At 59.7% G+C, this 22,789-nt stretch carries 19 protein-coding genes and 1 pseudogene; 16 read left to right on the top strand and 4 right to left on the bottom strand.

Features of this window, described 5'->3' with window-relative positions; all coding sequences use genetic code 11:
* Positions 1 to 42 precede the first annotated feature (42 nt).
* Positions 43 to 1,104 (top strand): quinolinate synthase NadA, encoded by a 1,062-nt coding sequence (gene nadA, locus BG841_RS12880; RefSeq protein ID WP_070058024.1) that lies wholly within the window; start codon positions 43 to 45, stop codon positions 1,102 to 1,104.
* An 8-nt stretch (positions 1,105 to 1,112) separates the two neighbouring features.
* Here the strand turns inward: nadA and BG841_RS12885 are convergent, their stop codons facing one another.
* The gene (locus BG841_RS12885) at positions 1,113 to 2,582 is read right to left on the bottom strand and encodes a M48 family metalloprotease (RefSeq protein WP_070058826.1); all 1,470 of its coding nucleotides are present in this window, start codon (positions 2,580 to 2,582) and stop codon (positions 1,113 to 1,115) included.
* Positions 2,583 to 2,677: 95 nt separating this feature from the next.
* On the opposite strand from BG841_RS12885, the gene BG841_RS12890 reads away from it, so the two are divergent.
* Together BG841_RS12890 and BG841_RS12895 are read left to right on the top strand one after the other, a co-directional pair.
* Positions 2,678 to 2,908: a sulfurtransferase TusA family protein gene (locus BG841_RS12890; protein WP_070058025.1), complete on the top strand. Its 231-nt coding sequence runs from the start codon at positions 2,678 to 2,680 to the stop codon at positions 2,906 to 2,908.
* Positions 2,909 to 2,927: 19 nt separating this feature from the next.
* On the top strand, positions 2,928 to 4,001 hold the full coding sequence (locus tag BG841_RS12895) for an AI-2E family transporter (protein WP_070058026.1): 1,074 nt from the start codon (positions 2,928 to 2,930) through the stop codon (positions 3,999 to 4,001).
* 26 nt (positions 4,002 to 4,027) lie between these two features.
* Here BG841_RS12895 and BG841_RS12900 read toward each other — a convergent pair whose 3' ends face one another.
* Entirely contained in the window at positions 4,028 to 4,498 is a 471-nt protein-coding gene (locus tag BG841_RS12900; RefSeq protein WP_070058027.1) for a peroxiredoxin, read from the bottom strand.
* Between the two features lie 74 nt (positions 4,499 to 4,572).
* On the opposite strand from BG841_RS12900, the gene dapA reads away from it, so the two are divergent.
* From dapA to BG841_RS12925, 5 genes and pseudogenes are all read left to right on the top strand, one after another.
* Complete coding sequence (gene dapA / locus BG841_RS12905; protein ID WP_070058028.1) at positions 4,573 to 5,448, top strand: 4-hydroxy-tetrahydrodipicolinate synthase; 876 nt, start codon at positions 4,573 to 4,575, stop codon at positions 5,446 to 5,448.
* A 45-nt stretch (positions 5,449 to 5,493) separates the two neighbouring features.
* The gene (gene bamC, locus BG841_RS12910) at positions 5,494 to 6,540 is read left to right on the top strand and encodes an outer membrane protein assembly factor BamC (RefSeq protein ID WP_070058029.1); all 1,047 of its coding nucleotides are present in this window, start codon (positions 5,494 to 5,496) and stop codon (positions 6,538 to 6,540) included.
* A 43-nt stretch (positions 6,541 to 6,583) separates the two neighbouring features.
* Entirely contained in the window at positions 6,584 to 7,297 is a 714-nt protein-coding gene (gene purC, locus BG841_RS12915; protein ID WP_070058030.1) for a phosphoribosylaminoimidazolesuccinocarboxamide synthase, read from the top strand.
* Between the two features lie 30 nt (positions 7,298 to 7,327).
* On the top strand, positions 7,328 to 8,062 hold the full coding sequence (locus BG841_RS12920; RefSeq protein ID WP_070058031.1) for a TIGR04219 family outer membrane beta-barrel protein: 735 nt from the start codon (positions 7,328 to 7,330) through the stop codon (positions 8,060 to 8,062).
* Between the two features lie 129 nt (positions 8,063 to 8,191).
* Positions 8,192 to 9,198, top strand: a pseudogene (locus BG841_RS12925) (NAD-dependent epimerase).
* Positions 9,199 to 9,235: 37 nt separating this feature from the next.
* Here BG841_RS12925 and BG841_RS12930 read toward each other — a convergent pair.
* Entirely contained in the window at positions 9,236 to 10,399 is a 1,164-nt protein-coding gene (locus BG841_RS12930; protein WP_070058032.1) for a mechanosensitive ion channel family protein, read from the bottom strand.
* Between the two features lie 95 nt (positions 10,400 to 10,494).
* Here BG841_RS12930 and BG841_RS12935 point away from each other — a divergent pair, with 95 nt between their 5' ends.
* On the top strand, positions 10,495 to 10,827 hold the full coding sequence (locus BG841_RS12935; RefSeq protein WP_070058033.1) for a DMT family transporter: 333 nt from the start codon (positions 10,495 to 10,497) through the stop codon (positions 10,825 to 10,827).
* Between the two features lie 60 nt (positions 10,828 to 10,887).
* Here BG841_RS12935 and ggt read toward each other — a convergent pair whose 3' ends face one another.
* Positions 10,888 to 12,546 (bottom strand): gamma-glutamyltransferase, encoded by a 1,659-nt coding sequence (gene ggt, locus BG841_RS12940; RefSeq protein WP_228141735.1) that lies wholly within the window; start codon positions 12,544 to 12,546, stop codon positions 10,888 to 10,890.
* Between the two features lie 288 nt (positions 12,547 to 12,834).
* Here ggt and purU point away from each other — a divergent pair, with 288 nt between their 5' ends.
* The 7 genes from purU (at position 12,835) to cmk (ending at position 22,745) form a co-directional block, all read left to right on the top strand.
* On the top strand, positions 12,835 to 13,689 hold the full coding sequence (purU, locus tag BG841_RS12945) for a formyltetrahydrofolate deformylase (protein WP_070058034.1): 855 nt from the start codon (positions 12,835 to 12,837) through the stop codon (positions 13,687 to 13,689).
* 85 nt (positions 13,690 to 13,774) lie between these two features.
* Positions 13,775 to 16,393, top strand: a complete 2,619-nt coding sequence (gene gyrA / locus BG841_RS12950; RefSeq protein WP_070058035.1) for a DNA gyrase subunit A — start codon at positions 13,775 to 13,777, stop codon at positions 16,391 to 16,393.
* A 95-nt stretch (positions 16,394 to 16,488) separates the two neighbouring features.
* Entirely contained in the window at positions 16,489 to 17,571 is a 1,083-nt protein-coding gene (gene serC / locus BG841_RS12955) for a 3-phosphoserine/phosphohydroxythreonine transaminase (RefSeq protein ID WP_070058036.1), read from the top strand.
* Position 17,572: 1 nt separating this feature from the next.
* Positions 17,573 to 18,667: a prephenate dehydratase gene (pheA, locus tag BG841_RS12960; protein ID WP_070058037.1), complete on the top strand. Its 1,095-nt coding sequence runs from the start codon at positions 17,573 to 17,575 to the stop codon at positions 18,665 to 18,667.
* A 52-nt stretch (positions 18,668 to 18,719) separates the two neighbouring features.
* Entirely contained in the window at positions 18,720 to 19,844 is a 1,125-nt protein-coding gene (gene hisC / locus BG841_RS12965) for a histidinol-phosphate transaminase (RefSeq protein WP_070058038.1), read from the top strand.
* Between the two features lie 22 nt (positions 19,845 to 19,866).
* The gene (locus BG841_RS12970; protein ID WP_265733895.1) at positions 19,867 to 22,065 is read left to right on the top strand and encodes a bifunctional prephenate dehydrogenase/3-phosphoshikimate 1-carboxyvinyltransferase; all 2,199 of its coding nucleotides are present in this window, start codon (positions 19,867 to 19,869) and stop codon (positions 22,063 to 22,065) included.
* Positions 22,062 to 22,745, top strand: a complete 684-nt coding sequence (gene cmk / locus BG841_RS12975) for a (d)CMP kinase (RefSeq protein WP_070058039.1) — start codon at positions 22,062 to 22,064, stop codon at positions 22,743 to 22,745. Before BG841_RS12970 ends, cmk begins: the two co-directional genes overlap by 4 nt.
* The last annotated feature ends 44 nt before the right edge of the window (positions 22,746 to 22,789 follow it).

Here is a 22,789-nt window from a genome sequence, read left to right on the forward strand (position 1 = left end):
GGTATACTGATCCCGAAACTGCCAATAATCAGAGATGCTGTAATGACAAAGTCTGTAGACCGAATTCTGGTACAAGAATATCTGGCTCATGCCGCCGAACCCAAACCGCTGAGCCATGAAGAAAAGGCGGCACTGGAAGCGCGTATCCGTCAGGCGTTGTTAGATCAGGATGCGGTGCTGGTCGCTCATTACTACACCGATCCGGATATTCAAAGGCTGGCCGAAGAAACCGGTGGCTGCGTGGCGGACTCGCTGGAAATGGCTCGTTTTGGCAATCGTCATCCGGCGTCAACCGTGGTGGTGGCCGGGGTGCGGTTCATGGGTGAAACTGCCAAGATACTGAACCCTGAAAAACGGGTCCTGATGCCCACTCTGGAGGCCACCTGTTCTCTGGATATCGGTTGCCCGGCCGATGAGTTCGCGGCTTTTTGTGACCAGCACCCCGATCGCACGGTGGTGGTCTATGCGAACACCTCTGCGGCGGTCAAGGCGCGGGCCGACTGGGTGGTCACCTCGAGTTGCGCGCAGGCGATTGTCGAATCGCTGGATGCCAAGGGGGAAAAGATACTCTGGGCACCGGACAAACACCTGGGGAACTACATCCAGAAAACCACCGGCGCCGATATGCTCATGTGGGACGGATCGTGCATCGTGCACGAAGAGTTCAAGTTCCGCGGCCTGGAAGACCTCAAGGCACTTTACCCGGACGCCGCGGTACTGGTGCACCCCGAGTCGCCGGAGGCGGTGGTAGAGCTGGCTGATGTGATTGGATCAACCTCGCAATTGATCCATGCGGTGCAGTCCATGCCGAATGAACGCTTCATTGTGGCCACCGATAACGGCATTTTTTACAAGATGCAGCAGCTGGCGCCGAACAAAACGCTGATCGAGGCCCCGACCGCAGGGGATGGAGCGACCTGCCGAAGCTGTGCGCAATGCCCGTGGATGGCCATGAACGGTCTGGAAAACCTGCTCCATGTGCTAGAGAATGGTAATCAGGAGGTGCTGGTCGACGCGGATCTGCGTGAGCGGGCGCTGTCGCCTTTGCAGCGCATGCTTGATTTTACCTCCGGCATGAATCTGGCGGCCGCCGCCAATAACTGAGGGTCAGCTCACTGGCGCCTCTGCAGGGCTGCAGACACAGCCGAGAGGCGCTCGGTGATCACCTGACGGAGGGGGGCACCAGGAGCCACTTTTTCCTGGGCCTCCTGCAACTGCCGTTGGGCGGCTTCAAGATCGCCCATCAAGATGAAATATTCCGCTTTTGCCCGATGCACACCGACAATGTTGCGGGCCAGGCCTTCCGCGTCCGCCAGCCGGCGCCACAATTCATCGTTCTGTGGGTCCTGTCGGGTGAGACCTTGTAAATATCCGGCCGCCGCCCGGCCATGACCGTCGCTCATTTCCACCGTAGCGAGGGCATCCATGATCGGGGTGTTGCCCGGATTCCGCACCAGGGCAGCTTCCAGCAGGCTCCGGGCGCGTGCCAGCTTCTGCTGTGCGACCAGCGCTTCCGCCAGGGTGACCTGGTAGGTGATCCGGTTTGGGTGTGCGCTGAGCAGTTGTTGCAGGATAGCTTCGGCCTTGTGCGGAGCCTGGTTGGCAAGATGGGCGACCGCGAGCCCGTACTGGCGGGCGCTGCGCAATTTGTCAGAGCCGGCATTCAGGTTGGCTTCCAGCGTCTTGATAGCCGCGCTGGCGTCTTGGGCGTAGTGCACTTGCAGCCGGTTGCGCATCAGATGGTATTCCAGATCGTCAGTGGCCTCGCTGGCGCGGTATTGCGCCGCACGGGCGTGGGTGTCGGACACACGGCTCTGGGTCAGGGGGTGGGTCGACAGGTACTCGGGCATCTGGTTACCCTGCAAACGGCTTTCCTGCAGCATGATGGCAAACATTTCCGGCATGCCCCGGGGGTCCATGCCGGCATCGGCCATGATTTCCAGGCCGATGCGGTCCGCTTCCTGTTCGTGGGCGCGACTGTACTGCAGCATGTTCTGCACGGCGTAGGCCTGGGTGCCGGCAATGGCCGCAATGCCGATGTCCGATTTGGTGACCACCGAGAGGATGATGCCTGCCATCATGCCGGCCAGCGCCACCGGTGCGCTTTGTTCATGTTGTTCCAGGCGTCTGGCAAAATGCCGTTGGCTGAGGTGGGCCAGTTCGTGGGCCAGAACTGCGGCAAACTGCTGCTCGCTGCTGGCGTGCAGAAACAGCCCGCCATTGACGCCGACAATATTGCCCGGCACCGCAAACGCGTTGATGTCTGCGTTGTCGATGATCACCAGAGTGATGTTTTTATCGTTCAGGGGCACCGAGGGCAGCAAGCGGTAGACCAGGTTGCGCAGGTAATCGTTAACCAGGGCGTCGCTGATCCGCGGTGCGGACCGCCTCAGTGACCCCATGACCTGGCGGCCAATTTCAGCCTCCATCTGATCGGAGATCAGACCGCCGCCCAGGCCGCCAAAAGAAGGCAGGGGCTGATCGGCGGCGAACAGCTGGTGCGGGGAGAAGCTGACGACCAGGAGGGCGGTCAGTGTGGCTTTAACTGCAGGTGAAAAAAGATGTTGCCTGATGAATCTCATGTACACTCTGATGCGGTTGCGTCTTTGCCCGTGCATTCACCGAAGACCATCGGCATAATGCGCCTGTTCCATTAATATGATGCCTGTTACTCACTATGCCTACTAAATTTCTGGACACCTCCGGGCTGCGTTGTCCCATGCCCCTATTAAAAACCAAGCTGGCCCTTAATGCGATGAGTCCGGGTGAGCAGCTGGAAGTGATTGCTACAGATGCCGGCTCGGTACGGGACATTCCGGCGTACCTCAAATTGTCGCACCATCACTTGGTCTGCCAGACAGAAACCGATGGCAATTTCCGTTTTGTGATACGGTGCGGCGGCCAGTAAGCAGCCTCAGGAGGCCTTGATGGTTCGGATTCTACGCGGTCTTGCGTACAAATACTTTTCAGACGAAGAAGCAATTGTCCTGCTGCTGTTGTTGGTGGTGGGCACCCTGGCGGTCATCTTTTTTGGTGCCATGCTGGCCCCGCTGATTGCAGCCATAATCATTGCCTTCATTCTGCAGGGGCTGGTGACCAAGCTGACCCAATGGGGGGTGCCGGAAAGCCTGGCGATTGCCGTGGTGTTCGTGGTCTTTCTGGGGGTGCTGATCGGGTTCATGTTCGGGCTGTTGCCGCTGGTGTGGACTCAGGTGACCGCGCTGGCCGGTGAAACCCCAAGAATAATAAGAGGCTTACAGGAACACCTTGAGCTTTTGCCTGAGCAGTATCCAGCCCTGGTGTCCGCTGAGGCGGTCAATAACCTGTATCGGCAGGTGACGGCTGAAACCGCGCGCATGACCCAGTGGTTGGTGTCGTTTTCCCTGTCGAGCATCCCCGATCTGCTCGCCATACTGATTTACATCGTGTTGGTGCCGATTCTGGTGTTCTTTTTTCTCAAAGACCGCAATCTGCTGATTGATGCCATTGCCCGGATGTTGCCCCATCAGCGCCCGCTGATGCGTCAGATTGGGGACGAAGTGAACGTCCAGTGTGCCAATTACGTGCGCGGCAAGGCCGTGGAAATCATCATTGTGGGGGGCACCAGTTATGTGACCTTCAAGCTCTTTGGGTTGCCCTATACGGCGTTATTGGCCCTGCTGGTGGGGTTGAGTGTGGTGATTCCCTACATAGGTGCGGCGGCGGTGACCATACCGGTCGCTGTGATAGCCCTGTTTACCTTTGGCTGGGGTTCGCAGTTTGTCTGGGTGATGGTGGCCTATGGTGTGATCCAGGCGCTGGACGGTAACGTGCTGGTGCCGATCCTGTTTTCCGAAGTGAACAACCTGCACCCGGTGGTCATCATTGCCGCGGTACTGTTTTTCGGTGGGGTCTGGGGGTTGTGGGGGGTGTTCTTTGCGATTCCGCTGGCCACCATGCTGAAGGCCGTATTTACCGCCTGGCCGGTCAAACGCGATCTTCCCCGGTTTGACCGGGCCTGAGAGGAAGGCCCGGTCAGCGCGCTGGCTTAGAGCGCGTTGACAGCGTCGAGTACTTCGTCGACATGGCCTTTGACCTTGACGGTGCGCCATTCCCGGCGCAAGACCCCGTCCTTGTCGATCAGGAAGGTGCTGCGGTCAATGCCCATGTATTCTCGACCATACAGCTTCTTGAGTTTGATTACGCCGAAATGCTGGCACAAGGCTTCGTCGGGGTCGGAGATCAGCTCGAACGGAAACTCGTGTTTGGCACGGAAATTCTCATGGGTTCTGAGGCTGTCCCGGGATACCCCCAAAATCACCGTGTCCAGTGCCTGGAACGCCTGGTGGTGGTCGCGAAAATTCTGTCCCTGGGTGGTACAGCCCGGGGTGTGGTCTTTGGGGTAGAAATAGATCACCACATTTTGCTTGCCTTTGAAATCCGCCAATCGGATGTGTTTTTCACTGGTCGCCCGGGCTTCAAAATCCGGTACCGGCTTGTTAAGTTCAACCTTGGACATGGGTTCTCCTCTATTTCCCTTGTGTCAGTTCGCAGCCAACATTACCATAACCATTTTACTCGGACGGAGTCTTTATGATTACTGGTAGCCTTGTCGCGCTGGTGACCCCCATGCACGAGGATGGCAGCATCCATTGGGAACACCTGGATGCATTGCTTGACTTTCATCTTGAGAATGGCACCCACGGCATTGTGGCCGTCGGTACCACAGGGGAGTCGTCAACACTCGATCCGAATGAACACTGTAAGGTTATTGGTCATATCATCAAATATCTTGATGGTCGCATACCGGTGATTGCCGGGACCGGCGGTAACAGCACCCGCGAAGCGATACATCTGACCACCGAGGCATACAAACTGGGGGCCGACGCGTGTCTGCTGGTGGTGCCTTACTACAACAAACCGAGTCAGGAAGGCTTGTACCGCCATTTCCGCGCCATTGCAGAAGCGGTGCCGGTGAACCAGATTGTTTATAACGTTCCGGGGCGCACCGCCTGCGACATGCTCAATGAAACGGTGGAGCGGCTGGCCGATATCCCCAATATTGTCGGCATCAAGGACGCCACGGGAAATATTCCCCGGGGCATTGAGTTGATCAATGCGGTCAGTGGGCGGATGGTGGTTTACTCAGGCGACGATGCCACGGCTGCTGAACTGATGCTCGCCGGGGGCAAGGGCAACATCTCGGTGACCGCCAACGTTGCACCCAGAGCCATGGCCAGCTTGTGCGAGGCGGCCATCGCGGGTGACCGGGCCGAAACCGAGCGCCTGAACGAATTGCTGATGCCGTTGAACCGGAAACTGTTCCTCGAGGCCAATCCCATCCCGGTCAAGTGGGCCCTGCATCGTCTCGGACACCTTGATGACGGCATCCGTTTGCCACTGACGTCCCTGCATGAGCAGTTTCATGGCGAGGTCGAAGACGCTCTGGTTGCCGCAGGTGTGCTTTGAGGGCGGCGGTGACGCTATTTGTTGGAATTTCTTTAGGACAGCCTGATGGCCATTAGAGTTGTTGCGGTGAGCGCACTGCTAGTGACGACGCTCGCCGGGTGTGGAGTGATTGAAGATCGCTCCCAGCGTTATGTCGATGCGACGGCGAGGGCGCCCATAAAAACCGCGAATGAAGCGCAGAGAGCGCGGATCGGCGAGGCCTATCCCATCCGTGAACTGCCTGGCCGCAATCAGGGCCGGCTGTACGCGTCCGAGATTCCGGTGCCGCCCGATATGACCGCGGAAATTCTGGAGCAGAATTACCTGGTCGAAGCGCTGGACGATAACGCCTGGTTGCTGGTCAACGAAGTGCCGGGCCAGTTGTGGCCGCGGATGACCGCCTATCTGAACGACCGGGGTCTGGGGGTTGCCTACGACAGTCCCCAGTTAGGGCAGGTGCAGAGTGAGCTGGTGAACTACAGTCGCCGTGCCAGGGAGTTACTGGAATTGCCCCTGGACGCAGACAATGAACCACTGATGCTGGTGCAGGCCCGAGTCGCGCCCGGGGTGCGCCGTAAAACCACCGAGCTCCAGTTGCGCCCCCGTCGGGTTGCCTCGGCACCTGCGCAGTTGCTGCAATGGCAGGCCCGGGCGATCGACATCGAGCTTGAAAAGAAATTGCTGGCGGATCTGGCCGAGTTTCTGCAAGCGCGGGATGACACCAAATCCTATTCCCGGGCTGCGTTGGGGATTGCCAATGTGCCTCGGGTCCAGTTGATCACCGAGGGGGAGCGCCCGGTCGCCCTGGCGATGACGCTGGGCTTTGACCGCGCGTGGATCGAGGTGCGCAAGGCTTTGGCGCAGGCGGGGGTGACCGTCGTCGATCTGGACCGCAGCGAGGGTCAGCTGTACGTGGATTTCCGTTCCGAGAAAGAGCTGTCCCGGGGCTGGTTTCGCTGGTTTGCGGATGATCCCGAGCCGGAGTACACCTTCCATGTCAGCCTCGCGCGGGATGACGGCGGCGTACGGGTAACCACCGGCAAGGCGGGCGACCACCAGGGCGAGGACCGCTCGGCACAGCTGCTGTCCCGGCTATACGAGCAGCTTTATTAACTTCTGAAATTACATGCGCGGTTGCGACTGCCGGAGAACACCAATGGAAAAACGTGAAGAACTTTATGCAGGTAAGGCCAAGTCAGTGTACCGCACCGATGATCCGAACCTGTTTGTACTGGAATTCCGGGACGATACCTCGGCGTTTGATGGCCAGAAGGTCGAGCAGCTCAACCGGAAGGGGCGGGTGAACAACCAGTTCAACGCATTCATCATGGAAAAGCTGGCCGCTGCGGGTATCCCCACCCACTTCGAAGGTTTGCTGTCCCCCCATGAGTCCCTGGTCAAAAAGCTGGACATGATCCCCGTCGAGTGTGTGGTGCGTAATATTTCTGCCGGCAGTCTGTGTCGTCGCCTGGGGGTGGAAGAAGGGCTGGAGCTGACCCCGCCGACCTACGAATTGTTTCTCAAGAACGACGCCTTGCACGATCCGATGGTGAACGAAGCCATTTCCATCAGTCTTGGCTGGGCCACTGCTGACGAGCTCGAGCAGATGAAGGTGCTGACCTACAAGGTCAACGACGTGCTGAAAACCCTGTTTGACCAGGCCGGTATGTTGCTGGTGGACTACAAACTGGAGTTCGGTCGCGCCGATGGCACGATTGTTCTGGGGGACGAATTCAGCCCCGATGGGTGCCGGATCTGGGACAAGGACACCCGCACCAAAATGGACAAAGATCGCTTCCGCCAGGGGCTGGGGGATGTTATCGAAGCCTATGAAGAAGTGGGTCACCGTTTGGGGATGCAGTTCAATTGATATTCATCGCTCAACAGGAAAGGGAATGCTATGCGTAAGTTGATGGTGGCAGTCGGTGGCGCTCTGGTGTTGGCCGCACCACTGGCAAACGCGGACATAGTCGGTGTGGGCGCCAGTATCAGTTACTGGGACTCCGAACTGACCGGCACCGCAGGTAAGAACAGTAAGTTCGTCGACGTGGACAACGAGCTCAATCTGAAGAATCAGGACAACGTCAATCTGGGCATCCACATTGAGCACCCGATTCCGCTGCTGCCCAATGTGCGCCTGACCTACACGGCGATAGAGCAGAGTGGTCGGGGCGAGTTGGGGTTGAGCGGTTACGACACTCTGGTCGCCGGACCGGTCAGGTCTGATCTGGAGCTGGATCAACTGGATCTGACGCTGTATTACGAATTGCTGGATAACTGGCTCAATCTGGACCTGGGGCTCACCGTGCGGGACCTGTCCGGCGAACTGACCATGACTCAGCTCAGCCCCGTGGTCGCGGCCAGCAAGACCGAAATCGATGCGGTACTGCCCATGGGCTACGTAGCTGCCCGGTTTGATCTGCCCATGACCGGCCTGGCGGTCGGTGCCGAAGGCAACGCCATCGCGTACAGTGGTGATTCCGTCTACGATTTCAACGCTTACGCCCAGTACCAACTGGCGGTGGTGCGCTTGCGCGCGGGCTATCGCCAGATGTCGATCGATTACGAAGACAGCAACGACAAGCTCGACATCAGGATTGGTGGCCCCTTTCTGAGCGCCGGGCTGGTGTTCTGATCGGTAGCCGGTCTGCAAAAGAGCGCCCGCACCGGGCGCTCTTTTTGTTTTTGGGGCCAGAGTGGCATATTCGATAAACTGGGCGACACTCAGCAGAGCAGCCCACGAACGACCTACGGAGATTCGGCGGTGAAAATTCTTGTGACAGGGACAGCGGGGTTCATCGGTTCACACCTGGCGCAGCGCCTGCTCGCCCGCGGTGATGAAGTCATCGGTGTCGACAACGTCAACGATTACTACGACGTGAACCTCAAGGAGGCGCGGCTGGCCCGCCTGACAGGACAACCGGGTTTCACCGAGGTACGCCAGGACGTGGCCGACCGGGAGGCCATGGCGGAACTCTTCCGCACCCACAAACCAGAGCGGGTGGTGCATCTGGCGGCCCAGGCGGGGTGCGTTATTCCCTTGAAAACCCCCACGCCTACGTGGATGCCAATCTGGTGGGTTTTATGAACATTCTCGAAGGCTGTCGTCACCACGGGGTGCAGCACCTGGTGTACGCCTCCAGCAGCTCGGTGTATGGCGCCAACGAGACCATGCCGTTTTCGGTGCACGACAATGTCGATCATCCGCTGAGCCTGTACGCGGCCTCCAAAAAGGCCAACGAGCTGATGGCGCACACCTACAGCCATCTGTATCAGTTGCCCACCACCGGGCTGCGCTTTTTCACCGTTTACGGGCCCTGGGGCCGGCCGGATATGGCGTTGTTTATTTTTACCCGTAAAATTCTCGCCGGTGAACCGATTGATGTGTTCAATTTTGGCAGGCATCGCCGCGATTTCACCTACATCGATGATATTGTGGAAGGTGTGATACGCACGCTGGACCAGGTGGCCACGCCCAACCCGGCATGGACGGGCGGCACCCCGGATTCTGCCACCAGCATGGCACCTTACCGGTTGTACAACATCGGCAGCAACAACCCGGTGGAATTGTCCCGCTTCATTGAAATCATCGAGGAGCGGGTGGGTAAAAAGGCGATCAAAAACCTGCTGCCCCTGCAGCCGGGCGATGTTCCCGCCACCTATGCGGACGTTAACGCCTTGATGGACGACGTGGGTTATAAACCCTCCACTCCGGTGGAAGAGGGCATAGCCAGATTCGTGGACTGGTATCGGGCGTTTTACCAGCTCTAGCCCGTGCCCCGGGGCGCCGCGCACCCACCGGGGCGGATCAACCCGGCTTCTGCTCCGCCGGTGCGGCTGTGGCCGTATACAGGGGTTCCAGCACCGGTGTCAGACCCGCCGCCTCGTCGATGAACAGCTGCAGGTGCGGGAAGGGAATCTCGATATCCTCGGCATCGAGGGCTTCCTTGATGGTTTCCAGCAGGTCCGCCATGATTTTCGGCTGATGGTCCAGATCGCCGGCTTCGATCCACACCTGGGCCATCAGGTTGACCGAAGAGTCGGCCAGATTTTTCAACAGCACCCGCGGCGCCATGTCGTCCCGCTGAATCACCTCCGGATGCGCCGCCAACACCTTCATGATTGCGTCCCGCGCCGTGGCGACCGACTCCTTGTAGGCAATACCCAGCGGAATGTTAAGCCGGGTGGGACCCTCGGCGCTGTAATTGATGATATCGGTTGACGCAACGCTGTCATTGGGGATCATGGTGAAAATGTTGTCGCGGGTGCGCAGCCAGGTGGTACGCAAGGCGATGCGGATGACTTTGCCCTCCTGACCGTTGATGATGACCCAGTCGCCGATGCTGAACGGACGTTCGATCAGCAGGGTAATGCCGGCGATAAAGTTGGACAGGGTGGACTGGGCGGCAAAACCCACCGCGATCCCCACGATGCCCAGTCCGGCCACAATGGACACCACGTCAAACCCGAACTGGGCCAGCACCGTTACCACCCCCAGAGCCAGAGCGCATACCGACAACAGATTTTCGATCAGCTGCTGGATGGATGGGTCAACCCGGTAGCGGGACAGCAGATTCTCAACGACGCGGGACAGAATCATCCAGCCGATAAAAAAGCCCAGCGCCACGAACCCGGCGCGCGCCAGGGCACCGAGAAACTCGGTGCTGGCGCCGAACTGGGCAAATATGGCCAGCGAGGCGCCCAGTAAAAGCAGATAGCGCACACTGGTACGCACATGGCGGATATTGATGGAGCGCAAGGGAATGCGGCCGAACACCTGCTGGACGATAAACATAACCAGCAGGTACAGACCCGCAAAAAAGGCAAGATAGATGCTGGTGATGATCAGCTGACCGGCGAGGTGCACAAGCAGCACCTGCCAGTCGATTCCGCTCATGCCCAGAGAGTTGAGCGTGTCGCCCAGATTTTTGTAAAGTTGGTCGACCAGATTGCTGACAAAAGTTGCTTCCATAGGGTCACCCTGACTGGTGGCTGCCATATACACATAGTTGCGGGTAATGTGACCGCATGCAAACCCCTGGCTTTATTATTTCCCGGAACCATACGATGAAAAACTGGTTATTCCTGCTAACGGCGATCGTCGCTGAAGTAGTGGCTACCTCGGCGCTGAAATCCAGTGAGGGTTTCAGCCGCCTCTGGCCCTCCCTGATTGTGGTGCTGGGCTACGGCATCGCGTTTTATTTTCTGTCGCTCATGCTGCGTACCATCCCGGTCGGCGTGGCTTACGCACTCTGGTCGGGGATTGGCATTGTGCTGATATCCGTGGTGGGCTGGTTGGCGTTTGGGCAGCGACTGGATGCCCCCGCCGTGGTCGGTATGGCGCTGATCATTGCAGGTGTTCTGGTGATGAACGTATTGTCGAAATCGATCCCGCACTGAGCTTCACAACCACCCGGGGCCAGACGCAGGTCTGTCCCCGGGTAAATTCCGCAATAATTTCTAGTAGCCTTGTGCCGATGAAGTGCTGCGCCGTGGGTCCGCGCCGCCGTAGAATCGGCCCGTATCATCGATGTAGATGCTTTGAATGGCGCCCATGGCCGGCTTGGTGACCACGGTATGCCCCTTGTCCTGCAGCAGCCGGACGGTGTCCGGGCTGATGCCCCGTTCGATACGGATTTCATCCGGCAGCCACTGGTGGTGAATGCGCGGGGCCGCAACCGCAGACTGAATGTTCATGCCGTGGTCGATCACGTTCATCAGTACCTGCAAGGTGGTGGTGATGATGCGGGAGCCTCCGGGGCTGCCGGTGACCAGCCGGTTGCTGCCGTTCTGACGCACGATGGTGGGCGACATGGAGCTGAGCATGCGCTTGTTGGGTTCGACCTTGTTGGCACCGCCGCCGAGCAGGCCGTAGGCATTGGCTACCCCGGGTTTGGCACTGAAGTCATCCATCTCGTTATTGAGCAGGAATCCTGCGCCGGCCACGGTGATGCCTGAGCCATAACTGAAGTTGATGGTGTAGGTGTTGGACACGGCGTTGCCCCAGCGGTCGACGATCGAAAAATGCGTGGTTTCGTTGCTTTCGTATTCCCCCGGCTGCCCCGCCTGTATGTCTTTGGCCGGCCGGGCCCGGTCGGGATCGATACCCTGACGCAGATGGCGGGCATAGTCCTTATCGGTCAACCCCTTCAGCGGTACCTCCACAAAATCCGTGTCACCCAGGTAGCGGGTCCGGTCGGCGTAGGCCAGCTTCATCGCTTCGGCCATCAGGTGGAGGGTCTGGGCCGAGTTATGGCCGTAGTCCGCGATCGGATAGTCTTCCAGGATGTTCAGGATCTGTACGATGTGGGTGCCACCCGAGGAGGGGGGCGACATGGAGTAAATGTCGTAACCCCGGTAGCGACCGTGCACCGGTTCGCGCATGACCGGCCGGTAATTGGCGAGATCCTCCATGGTAATCAGGCCGCCATTGCGTTCCATTTCTGCCACAATCAGCTTGGCGGTTTCACCTTCATAGAAATCCTGTATGCCGGTATCGGCAATGCGTTGCAGGGTGTCGGCCAGCTCCGGTTGACGGAATCTTTCCCCCGGCTGGTAAGCTGAACCGTCCTGTTTGTAGAAGGTGGTTTTGGTGGTGGCCGAACGTTGCAATCGTTCTTTCGCCTGTTCCAGCCCCTGGGTAAAGCGGAGCGGCACGATAAAGCCCTCGCGGGCCAGACGTATGGCCGGCGCCAGCGCTTCCGCCAGGGTTATAGTGCCGTACTGCTCCAGGGCCATGGCCATGCCCGCCACCGTGCCCGGTACGCCCGCGGCCAGATGAGTGTAGCGGCTGCGCTCCTGCACCACGTTGCCGTCTTCATCCTGGAACATGGTCTCGTGGGCCGCCGCGGGTGCCTTCTCCCGGTAGTCTATGGCGGTGACCGGGGAGCCGTCTCCCGGGGCAAACAGCATAAAGCCACCACCGCCAATATTGCCGGAACGCGGCTGGGTGACCGCCAGCGCGAAGCTGGCCGTCACCGCTGCGTCGACGGCGTTGCCGCCCTGTTTCAACACTTGCAGGGCGACGTCGGTGGCCAGCGTGTGACTGGTGGCCACCATGCCCTGTGAGCCTTCCACCGGGTGGTGACGTTCACCTTCCAGTATCGGGGCGGCGGCCATGGTGTGCGCGGCGAAGCCGAAAAGCGTTATTGAAACAATGAAGTAGTGCAAGAATTTGAGGGGTGATGCGTCTCGATCCATGGTCATGCTGTCACCTGTCTGAGTGGCTCGGAGGATTTATAAAGACTGGCCCATAGCGGCAAATGATGCAAATGGGCAGACGGTGCACCGGTTCGGGCCAGGCACTTCGTTTCTGACGGGCAGATGCGGTATCATAGCCCGTCATTTTTACGGGCAGATCTGTTTTATGTTTGCCTGCTTTCCCTGAATCTAGAAGGAAAGGTTCCCATGGAGCATACCTATCGCCTTGTGATCTCTTGCCCTGACAGGGTTGGCATTGTCGCAAAGGTTAGTAATTTTTTGTCGACCTACAACGGCTGGATCACCGAGGCCAGTCATCACTCGGATCCCCAGGTCGGCCGTTTTTTCATGCGTCACGAAATTAAAGCGAGTTCACTGCCCTTTGGTCTGGAACAGTTCCGTGCAGCCTTTGAGCCCATTGCCCGTGAGTTCGACATGGCCTGGCACATCGCCGACTCGGCCCGTCCCAAGCGGGTTATTCTGATGTGCAGCAAAGAGTCCCATTGTGTCGCCGACCTGTTGCACCGTTGGCACAGCAATGAGCTGAGTGCGGAAGTGGTTGCAGTGATTTCCAACCACGACGACTTACGCCGCATGGTCGAGTGGCACGATATACCCTATCACCACGTCCCGGTGAGCCGGGAGACCCGGGAACAGGCATTTGCTGACGTCAGCGCGTTGATCGATTCCTACGAAGCGGACGTCATCGTGCTGGCGCGTTACATGCAGATTCTGCCACCGGACCTGTGTGAGCGTTACGCCGGGCGGGCCATCAACATCCACCACAGTTTCCTGCCGTCGTTCGCGGGTGCCCGTCCTTACCATCAGGCGGCCAGCCGCGGGGTCAAACTGATCGGTGCCACCAGTCACTATGTGACCGAGGAGCTGGACCAGGGCCCGATTATCGAACAGGACGTGATTCGCGTCAGCCACAGCGACACCATCGAAGACATGGTGCGCCTCGGCAAAGACGTGGAAAAGAACGTGCTCGCCCGGGGCCTTCGCGCTCACATTGAAGACCGCGTAATCATCTACGAAAACAAGACCGTGGTTTTTGACTGAGCCAACGGCTTGATTGTGGTAGAATCATCGGCTTGTGAGTGAATAACCAAGTCGACTTCCAGCAAATGTAAAGGAACCTCTCTCGATGGGTGAATTAGCCAAAGAGATCCTGCCCGTTAATATTGAAGACGAGCTCAAGCAGTCTTATCTCGATTACGCCATGAGCGTTATTGTCGGGCGGGCACTTCCGGATGTCCGTGACGGTTTGAAACCTGTACACCGACGCGTACTGTACGCCATGTCCGTCATGAACAACGACTGGAACAAGGCCTATAAAAAATCAGCCCGTGTGGTGGGTGACGTTATTGGTAAATACCACCCCCACGGTGATTCGGCCGTTTACGACACCATTGTACGGATGGCTCAGCCGTTCTCGCTTCGCTACCCGCTGGTAGACGGGCAGGGCAACTTTGGCTCCATCGACGGCGACAACGCGGCCGCTATGCGTTACACCGAAATCCGCATGAAAAAGATTGCCCACGCGATCATGGCGGATCTCGACAAGGAAACGGTGGATTACGTACCCAACTACGACGGCACTGAGTTCATTCCCGAAGTCATGCCCACCCGGATACCAAATCTGCTGGTGAACGGCTCTTCGGGAATTGCCGTGGGTATGGCCACCAACATACCCCCCCATAACCTGACCGAAGTGGTGAACGGTTGTCTGGCCCTGATTGACAACCCGGATCTGAGCGTGGATGAGCTGATGGAGTTCATTCCCGGGCCGGACTTCCCCACCCAGGGCATCATCAACGGCCGGGCGGGGATTGTTGAGGCTTACCGCACCGGCCGCGGGCGGATCCGCATCCGTGCGCGCTATGAAATTGAGGCCGATCCCAAGAACGGTCGTGAGTCCATCGTCATCACCGAGTTGCCCTACCAGCTGAACAAGGCCCGGTTGATCGAGCGGATTGCCGAGCTGGTCAAAGAAAAGCGTCTGGAAGGCATCACTGAGCTGCGGGACGAATCCAACAAAGAGGGGATCCGTGTCGTCATCGAACTGCGACGCAATGAAAACCCCGAGGTGGTGGTCAATAACCTGTTCATTCATACCCAGCTTGAAACCGTGTTCGGTATCAATATGGTTGCATTGATTGACGGTGAGCCCAAAATACTCAACCTGAAAGACATGCTCAGCGCCTTCGTGCGCCACCGGCGCGAAGTGGTCACCCGCAGGACCATTTACGAGCTGCGCAAGGCCCGGGAACGGGGCCACATTCTGGAAGGGCTGTCGATTGCGCTGGCGAACATCGATGAAGTCATCGAGTTGATCCGTCAGTCGCCTTCGGCGTCTGAAGCGAAAGACAAGCTGGTGGCCCGTGGCTGGCCGCCCGGCGTGGTCAGCGCCATGCTGGAGCGGGCCGGCGAAGACGCCTGCCGTCCCGACGATCTGCCGGAAATCTACGGGTTGCGCGACGGCCAATACCATCTGTCGCCGGAGCAGGCGCAGGCCATTCTGGATCTGAGGCTGCATCGGTTGACCGGATTGGAGACGGAAAAGCTCCAGAGCGAATACCGTGAAATTCTGGAAAAAATTGCCGATCTGCTGGACATTCTCAGCTCGCCCGAGCGCCTGATGCAGGTTATCCGGGACGAATTGGCGGCCGTGGTGGACGAGTACGGTGATGAGCGCCGCACCGAGATCATGAGCTCCAGCCAGGATCTGACCGTGGCGGACCTGATTGACGAAGAAGATCTGGTGGTCACCATATCCCACGGCGGCTACGCCAAGACCCAGGCGGTCGAAGACTACCAGGCCCAGCGCCGGGGTGGTCGCGGCCGTGCCGCTACCTCCATGAAAGAAGAAGATTTCATCGAGAAGTTGCTGGTGGCCAACTCCCACGACACTATCCTGTGCTTCACCAACCACGGTAAAGTCTACTGGTTGCGGGTGTTTGAAATTCCCCGCGCCAGTCGTGCCTCCCGCGGGCGTCCGATGGTCAACATCCTGCCCCTGGACGAAGGTGAACGGATCACCACCTTCCTGCCGGTGCGCGATTACCCGGAAGATCACTTCGTGCTGATGGCCACCGCCAACGGGGTGGTCAAAAAGACCCCGCTGGTCAACTTTTCCCGCCCGCGCAGCAGCGGCTTGATCGCCCTGTCGCTGGATGAAGGGGATACCCTGATCGGTGCCGCCATCACCGAAGGAGACGCCGAAATCATGCTGTTTTCCTCGGCCGGCAAGGCGGTACGATTCAAAGAGGACGCGGTGCGGCCCATGAGTCGGACGGCTCGTGGGGTGCGCGGCATCCGCATGCCGGAGGGGCAGCGGGTCGTTTCGCTGATCATTCCCCAGGAGGATGGTGTGCTGCTGATGGCCAGTGAACACGGTTACGGCAAACGCACCGCACTGGACGAGTTCCCCGTGTACGGCCGCGGCAGTCAGGGAGTCATCGCCCTGCAGTGCACCGACAGAAACGGCGATCTGGTGGCCGCCTTGCAATTGTTCGAAGGCGACGAAATGATGCTGATCTCCGACAAGGGCACCCTGGTGCGCACCCGTACGGATGAAGTCAGTATTCTTGGTCGTAACACTCAGGGCGTGCGCCTGATCCGGCTGAGTCAGGAGAACGAGCGGCTGGTGGGCGTTGAGCGCATCGAAGACAGCGGTGAGGACGAGTCCGGATTGGCCGACGCCGCCGCAGCAGATGGCGACGCCGACGCCGGGGATGAGTCTGCAGAGACCGCCGACGAGTAAGTGTGCAAGCTGGATCATCCGGTTCTGTGGCGGACAGCGCATGTCCGTTACCGAACCGGGTGGCGTAAATTGGAAGAGCGAGAGATCGGCTGACTATGAGTAGGGCGTATAATTTTTGTGCGGGTCCGGCCACGCTGCCGGCAGAAGTGTTGGCTCAGGCCCGGGATGAAATGCTGGATTGGCAGGGCACCGGCATGTCAGTCATGGAAATGAGCCATCGCAGCGACGAGTTTGTCGAGATTGCGACCACCGCCGAGCAGGATTTCCGTGAGCTGGCGGGCGTGTCCGATGACTATGCGGTCCTGTTCATGCAGGGCGGCGCCAGCAGTCAGTTCGCCACTGTCCCCCTGAATCTGCTCGGAGACAAAACCTCAGCCGACTATATCAACACCGGTATCTGGTCGCAGAAAGCCATTGCGGAAGCCCGTCGCTATGCCACCGTCAACGTGGCCGGCAGCAGTGAGCCGCAAGGTTTCGCGACCATTCCTGCCGCCGAGAGCTGGACCACCAGCCCGGATGCGGCCTACCTGCATTACACCCCCAATGAAACGATTGGCGGGCTGGAGTTCGATTTTGTACCGGACAGCCCCGGTGTGCCGTTGGTGGCCGACCTGTCGTCCACCATCCTGTCGCGGCCGATGGACATGTCCCGGTTCGGTTTGATCTACGCCGGCGCGCAGAAAAACATCGGGCCCTCGGGGCTGGTGGTGGTGGTGGTGCGTAAGGACCTGCTCGGGCGGGCCCGCAAGGACACGCCGACCATGATGAATTACCAGGTGGCGGCCGCCAACGGCTCCATGTACAACACGCCGGCAACCTATTCCTGGTACCTGTCGGGGCTGGTGTTCAAGTGGCTCAAGGCCCAGGGTGGGGTGGCCGCAATGGGCGAACGGAACCAGCGCAAAGCCGGCAAGTTGTACGATTTCATCGACGGCAACGATTTTTATGCCAATCCGATCGAGCAGCGTTATCGCTCCTGGATGAACGTACCGTTTGTGCTGGCGGACGACAGCCTCAATGGTGCCTTTCTGGCGGGGGCTGAAGAACGCCGCCTGCTGAATCTGCAAGGGCACCGCTCGGTGGGCGGCATGCGCGCCAGTCTGTACAACGCCATGCCGGAAGCCGGCGTGGACGCACTCATTGATTATATGGCCGAGTTTGCGAAAGAGAGGGCATAACATGGCGAATGAACAGGCCCGACTTGGTAAGCTGAGAGACGAGATCGATCGTCTGGACAAAGAAATCATGGCCCTGATCAGCGCACGGGCGACCTGCGCCCAGGAGGTCGCCCGGGTCAAAGTGGAGGCCAACCCGGAGGACGTGTTCTTTTATCGTCCCGAGCGGGAAGCGCAGGTGCTGCGGCGGATCAAGGCGGACAACCCCGGGCCGCTGGCGGACGAAGAGATGGCGCGCCTGTTCCGGGAAATCATGTCGGCGTGTCTGGCGCTGGAGAAGCCCATGCACGTGGCCTTTTTGGGGCCGGCCGGCACCTTCACCCAGTCGGCGGCGCTGAAACACTTCGGCCATTCCGCCATCAGTGTGCCCATGCCGGCGATTGACGCGGTATTCCGTGAGGTGGAATCCGGGGCAGCCCATTACGGGGTGGTGCCGGTTGAGAACTCCACCGAGGGGATGATCAGTCACACCCTCGACATGTTCATCAGTTCGCCGTTGAAGATCTGTGGTGAAGTGCAGTTGCGGATACACCACCACCTGCTGACGTCTCCGGACACCAACAGTGAGGACATCACCCGCATTTATTCCCATCAGCAATCATTTGCCCAGTGCCGGCAGTGGCTGGATACACACCGTTTTGGAGTCGAGCGCATCACCGTCAGCAGTAATGCGGAAGCGGCGCGCAGGGCCTCCGAGGAACCCGGTGCCGCCGCGATTGCGGGCGACATGGCGGCCGAGCTGTATGGTTTGCAGGTGTTGGCGGGCAACATCGAAGACCGTCCGGACAACACCACGCGTTTCCTGATCATCGGACGTGAAGATGTGGCCATCAGTGGCGAGGACAAGTCATCGATTCTGGTGTCCATGCGCAACAAGCCCGGTGCCTTGTACCAGGTGCTGGAGCCGTTCCACAAGCACGGTTTGAGTCTGACCAAAATCGAGACCCGGCCGTCCCCCAATCGCACCTGGGCTTATGTGTTCTATATAGATTTTGAAGGCCACATGGACGATGAAAATGTGGCCAAGGTCATTGCTGAAATTGACCAGGAAGCGGTTGAGCTCAAGCGGTTGGGGTCCTACCCAATCGGTGTGCTCTGATCCTGAATCACGCAACGCCGGGCTCTGGAAGCCTGGCCCGGGAGGCGTTTATATGTCTGTTGATTATCAGAGCCTGGCCGTACAAGGTGTGCAGGCGTTGTCACCCTACCAGCCCGGCAAGCCGATCGAAGAGCTGGCCCGCGAGTTCGGACTGAGCCCCGAGGGCATCATCAAGCTGGCCAGCAACGAAAACCCCCTGGGGCCCAGTGAGCTGGCCATGGCCGCTGCCGGCCGGGCACTGGCGGAGTTGTGCCGTTATCCGGACGGTAACGGATTTGCGCTGAAACAGGCACTGTCGACACGCTTTTCGGTGAGCCCGGAGCAGATCACTCTGGGTAACGGGTCCAACGATATTCTGGAAGTGATCGCCCGTTGCTACGCCGACGGATCCGCCGAAGTTATTTATTCGCAGTATGCGTTTGCGGTCTATCCGCTGGTTACCCAGGCCATAGGCGCGCGCGGTGTGTGTGTGCCCGCCAAAGAGTGGGGGCACGATCTGGACGCAATGGCCGACGCGGTGACCGACGCCACCCGGCTGATTTTCGTCGCCAACCCCAACAACCCCACCGGCACGGTGCATACCGCGGCCGCCATTGAGGCTTTTCTCCGGCGTATTCCCGCACGGGTGCTGGTGGTGCTGGATGAAGCCTATTGTGAATTCATGGTCGATGAGGGCAGCGCTGATGGGGTTGCGTTGCTCCGTCAGTTCCCCAATCTGATTGTCGTGCGTACCTTTTCAAAGGCCTGGGGGCTTGCCGCCCTGCGGGTCGGTTACGCCCTCAGTCACCCGGCGATCGCCGATGTGCTCAACCGGGTGCGCCAGCCTTTTAATGTCGATGCCATTGCGCTTTCTGCGGCCACTGCGGTGCTCGCCGATGATGCTTATCTGGAGCGCTCCCGAGCGGTCAACAGCGCCGGGATGACACAATTGGAAACCGGGTTTGAACGGCTCGGGCTGGAGTTCATTCCATCAGCGGGTAACTTTATCGCGGTGCGGGTGGGGGAGCGGGCCGCCGACATCAACACCAGCCTGCTCAGGCAGGGCGTGATCGTACGCCCGGTAGCCGGGTACGGGATGCCCGAGCACTTGCGGGTATCGGTGGGCTTGGCGGACGAGAACGACAAGCTGCTGCAGGCACTGGCGGTAGCCCTGAACGAGGTGGGTGCGGGTGCCTGACCAACGCCCCGTGTTTCAGCGGATGGCCGTTATCGGGCTGGGGCTCATTGGCGGCTCACTCGCCAAAGCCTGTAAAAGCCGGGGTCTCGTGGCCACGGTCGTTGGTGCCGACGCCCGGGCTGGGGATCTCGCGCAGGGCCTGGCTGCGGGAGTGATCGACGAAGCGGCCTCGATCCGTGACGCGGTCACTGGCGCCGACCTGGTGGTGGTCGCCGTCCCGGTAAAGGCCACCCGGGCGGTGCTCGAGCAGGTGCGGCCCTGGCTGCACGCGGATGCGCTGCTGACCGATGTGGGCAGTACCAAAGTCAGTTTTGTGCAGGCGGTGGCCGCGGTGTTCGGACAGGTCGGCCCCAAGGTGATTCCGGGACATCCGATTGCAGGCTCCGAGCGCAGCGGTATCCAGGCGGCCACCGGCGATCTGTTTGACCGCCACAAGGTCATCCTGACCCCGCAGGCCCACACCGACAGTGACGGGCTCGCAAAGCTGACCCGCTTGTGGGAAGGGTGCGGCGCAACCGTGTTGACCATGACCGCCGCCTACCATGACGAAGTCCTGGCCGCCACCAGCCACCTTCCGCACCTGATCGCGTTTTCGCTGGTTGATACCCTGGCCGGTGAAGATCAGAATATGGACATCTTCCGCTACGCGGCCGGTGGTTTTCGTGACTTTACCCGCATCGCCGCCAGCGATCCGGTCATGTGGCACGACATATTTTTGTCGAATCGGCAGGCTGTGTTGAGGGTGATTGATCATTTCAACGCGGATCTGCAGCAGTTGCGCACCGCCATTGCCACTGAGGACGGAGCCCGGTTGCTCAAGGTATTTACCCGTGCCAAAGCGGCGCGGGAACACTTTTCTAAAATGCTTTCAGGACAGTCGTACGTGACAGACATGAATCAAAAACAAGTAACCTTTCATATGCAGCCCGGCGGACGTGTTTCCGGGGATATACGGGTGCCGGGCGACAAGTCAATGTCCCACCGCTCCATCATGCTGGGGGCGCTGGCCGACGGCGTCACGGAAGTCACCGGGTTTCTGGAGGGTGAAGACAGCCTGGCGACCATTCAGGCGTTCCGCGATATGGGGGTGACCATCGAAGGCCCGGACAAGGGCCAGGTGCGCATCCACGGGGTCGGCATTGATGGTCTGGCCGCACCGCGCGGGCCCATCTATCTGGGCAATTCGGGCACCGGCATGCGGCTGTTTGCCGGCTTGCTGGCGGCCCAGGCGTTTGACAGCGAGCTCACCGGTGACGCCAGCCTGACGTCCCGGCCGATGAACCGGGTTGCCTCCCCTCTGCGCGCCATGGGCGCGGTCATCGACACCGCAGAGGGTGGGCGTCCGCCGTTGAAAATCAGCGGTGGCCAGAAGCTGACCGGCATTCACTACGACATGCCGGTCGCCAGTGCCCAGGTCAAATCCTGCTTGTTGCTGGCCGGCTTGTACGCCGAGGGCATGACCTCGGTGACTGAACCCGCGCCGACCCGTGATCACACCGAGCGGATGCTCGCCGGCTTCGGGTGCCACGTGCACCGCGACGGCGCCACCGCCAGCGTCACCGGCGGCAGCCGGTTAACCGCCACCACCATTGACGTGCCCGCAGACATCTCCTCTGCGGCTTTCTTTATGGTTGCTGCGACCATCGCGCCGGATTCCGAGTTGACCCTGCGCCACGTGGGCATGAATCCCACCCGCGTTGGCATCATCAACATTCTGCGCCTGATGGGGGCTGATATAGAAGTCAGCAACGAGCGCGACATGGGCGGCGAGCCGGTGGCGGATCTGACGGTACGCTCGGCCCAGCTGAAAGGCATTGAAATTCCCGAAGACCAGGTGCCACTGGCCATCGACGAATTCCCGGTGCTGTTCATTGCGGCGGCCTGTGCCGAGGGGGAGACGGTGCTGCGCGGGGCAGAAGAGTTGCGGGTCAAGGAGAGTGACCGCATTCAGGTGATGGCGGACGGGCTGGCCACCCTGGGCGTGACCACGACGGTGACGCCGGACGGCATTGTTATTCCCGGCGGGCAAACCATTGGTGGCGGGCGGGTACACAGCCACAGTGACCACCGCATCGCCATGTCGTTTGCGGTGGCCTCATTGCGGGCAACGGGCCATATCGAAATCAACGATTGCGCGAATGTGGCCACTTCATTCCCCGATTTCGTCGAGCTGGCCAAGCGCACCGGTTTCCAGATTCGTGAGGACGTCAGCGGATCATGACCGACCACCCTGAAGTACCGGTAATTGCAGTGGACGGACCAGGCGGTTCGGGCAAAGGGACCATAACCCAGATGCTGGCCCGCCGGCTTGGCTGGCACCTGTTGGACAGCGGCGCCCTGTATCGCCTGACCGCGTTGGCGGCGGAGCAGCAGGGGGTCTCGCTGGATGACGAATCGGCTCTGGTGCGGGTGGCGCTGGCCCTGGACGTGGCGTTCGAGCCGACCGCTCCGGGGGAACCGGTAAAGGTGATTCTGGCGGGGGTGGACGTGACGCGCGAGATACGCACCGAGCGCTGCGGTGACAACGCATCCCGGGTCGCCGTGATGCAGCCGGTGCGGGACGCGTTGTTGCAGCGTCAGCGGGATTTCCGCCAGGCCCCGGGGTTGGTGGCCGACGGCCGGGATATGGGCACGGTGGTTTTCCCCGACGCCCCCACCAAGATTTTTTTGACCGCCAGTGCCGAAGAACGTGCACGCAGACGGTATAGTCAGTTGAAGGCCGCCGGTCTCAATGTTACCATGAGCGACCTTTTAGACGAAATCAGGGTACGTGATGAGCGTGATATGAACCGCTCCGCTGCTCCACTTAAGCCTGCAAGCGATGCGCAAGTCATTGATTCGACAGGGTTGAGTATTGATGAGGTGTTGTCTGAGGTTCTGATCGCAGCAGGTCAGACCTAGCAACGCCTTTCGTCGTTGGAACGCTGGTTGCGGTGTATTCGGTC

This window comes from Marinobacter sp. X15-166B (genome assembly GCF_001752365.1).
GTDB lineage: Bacteria > Pseudomonadota > Gammaproteobacteria > Pseudomonadales > Oleiphilaceae > Marinobacter.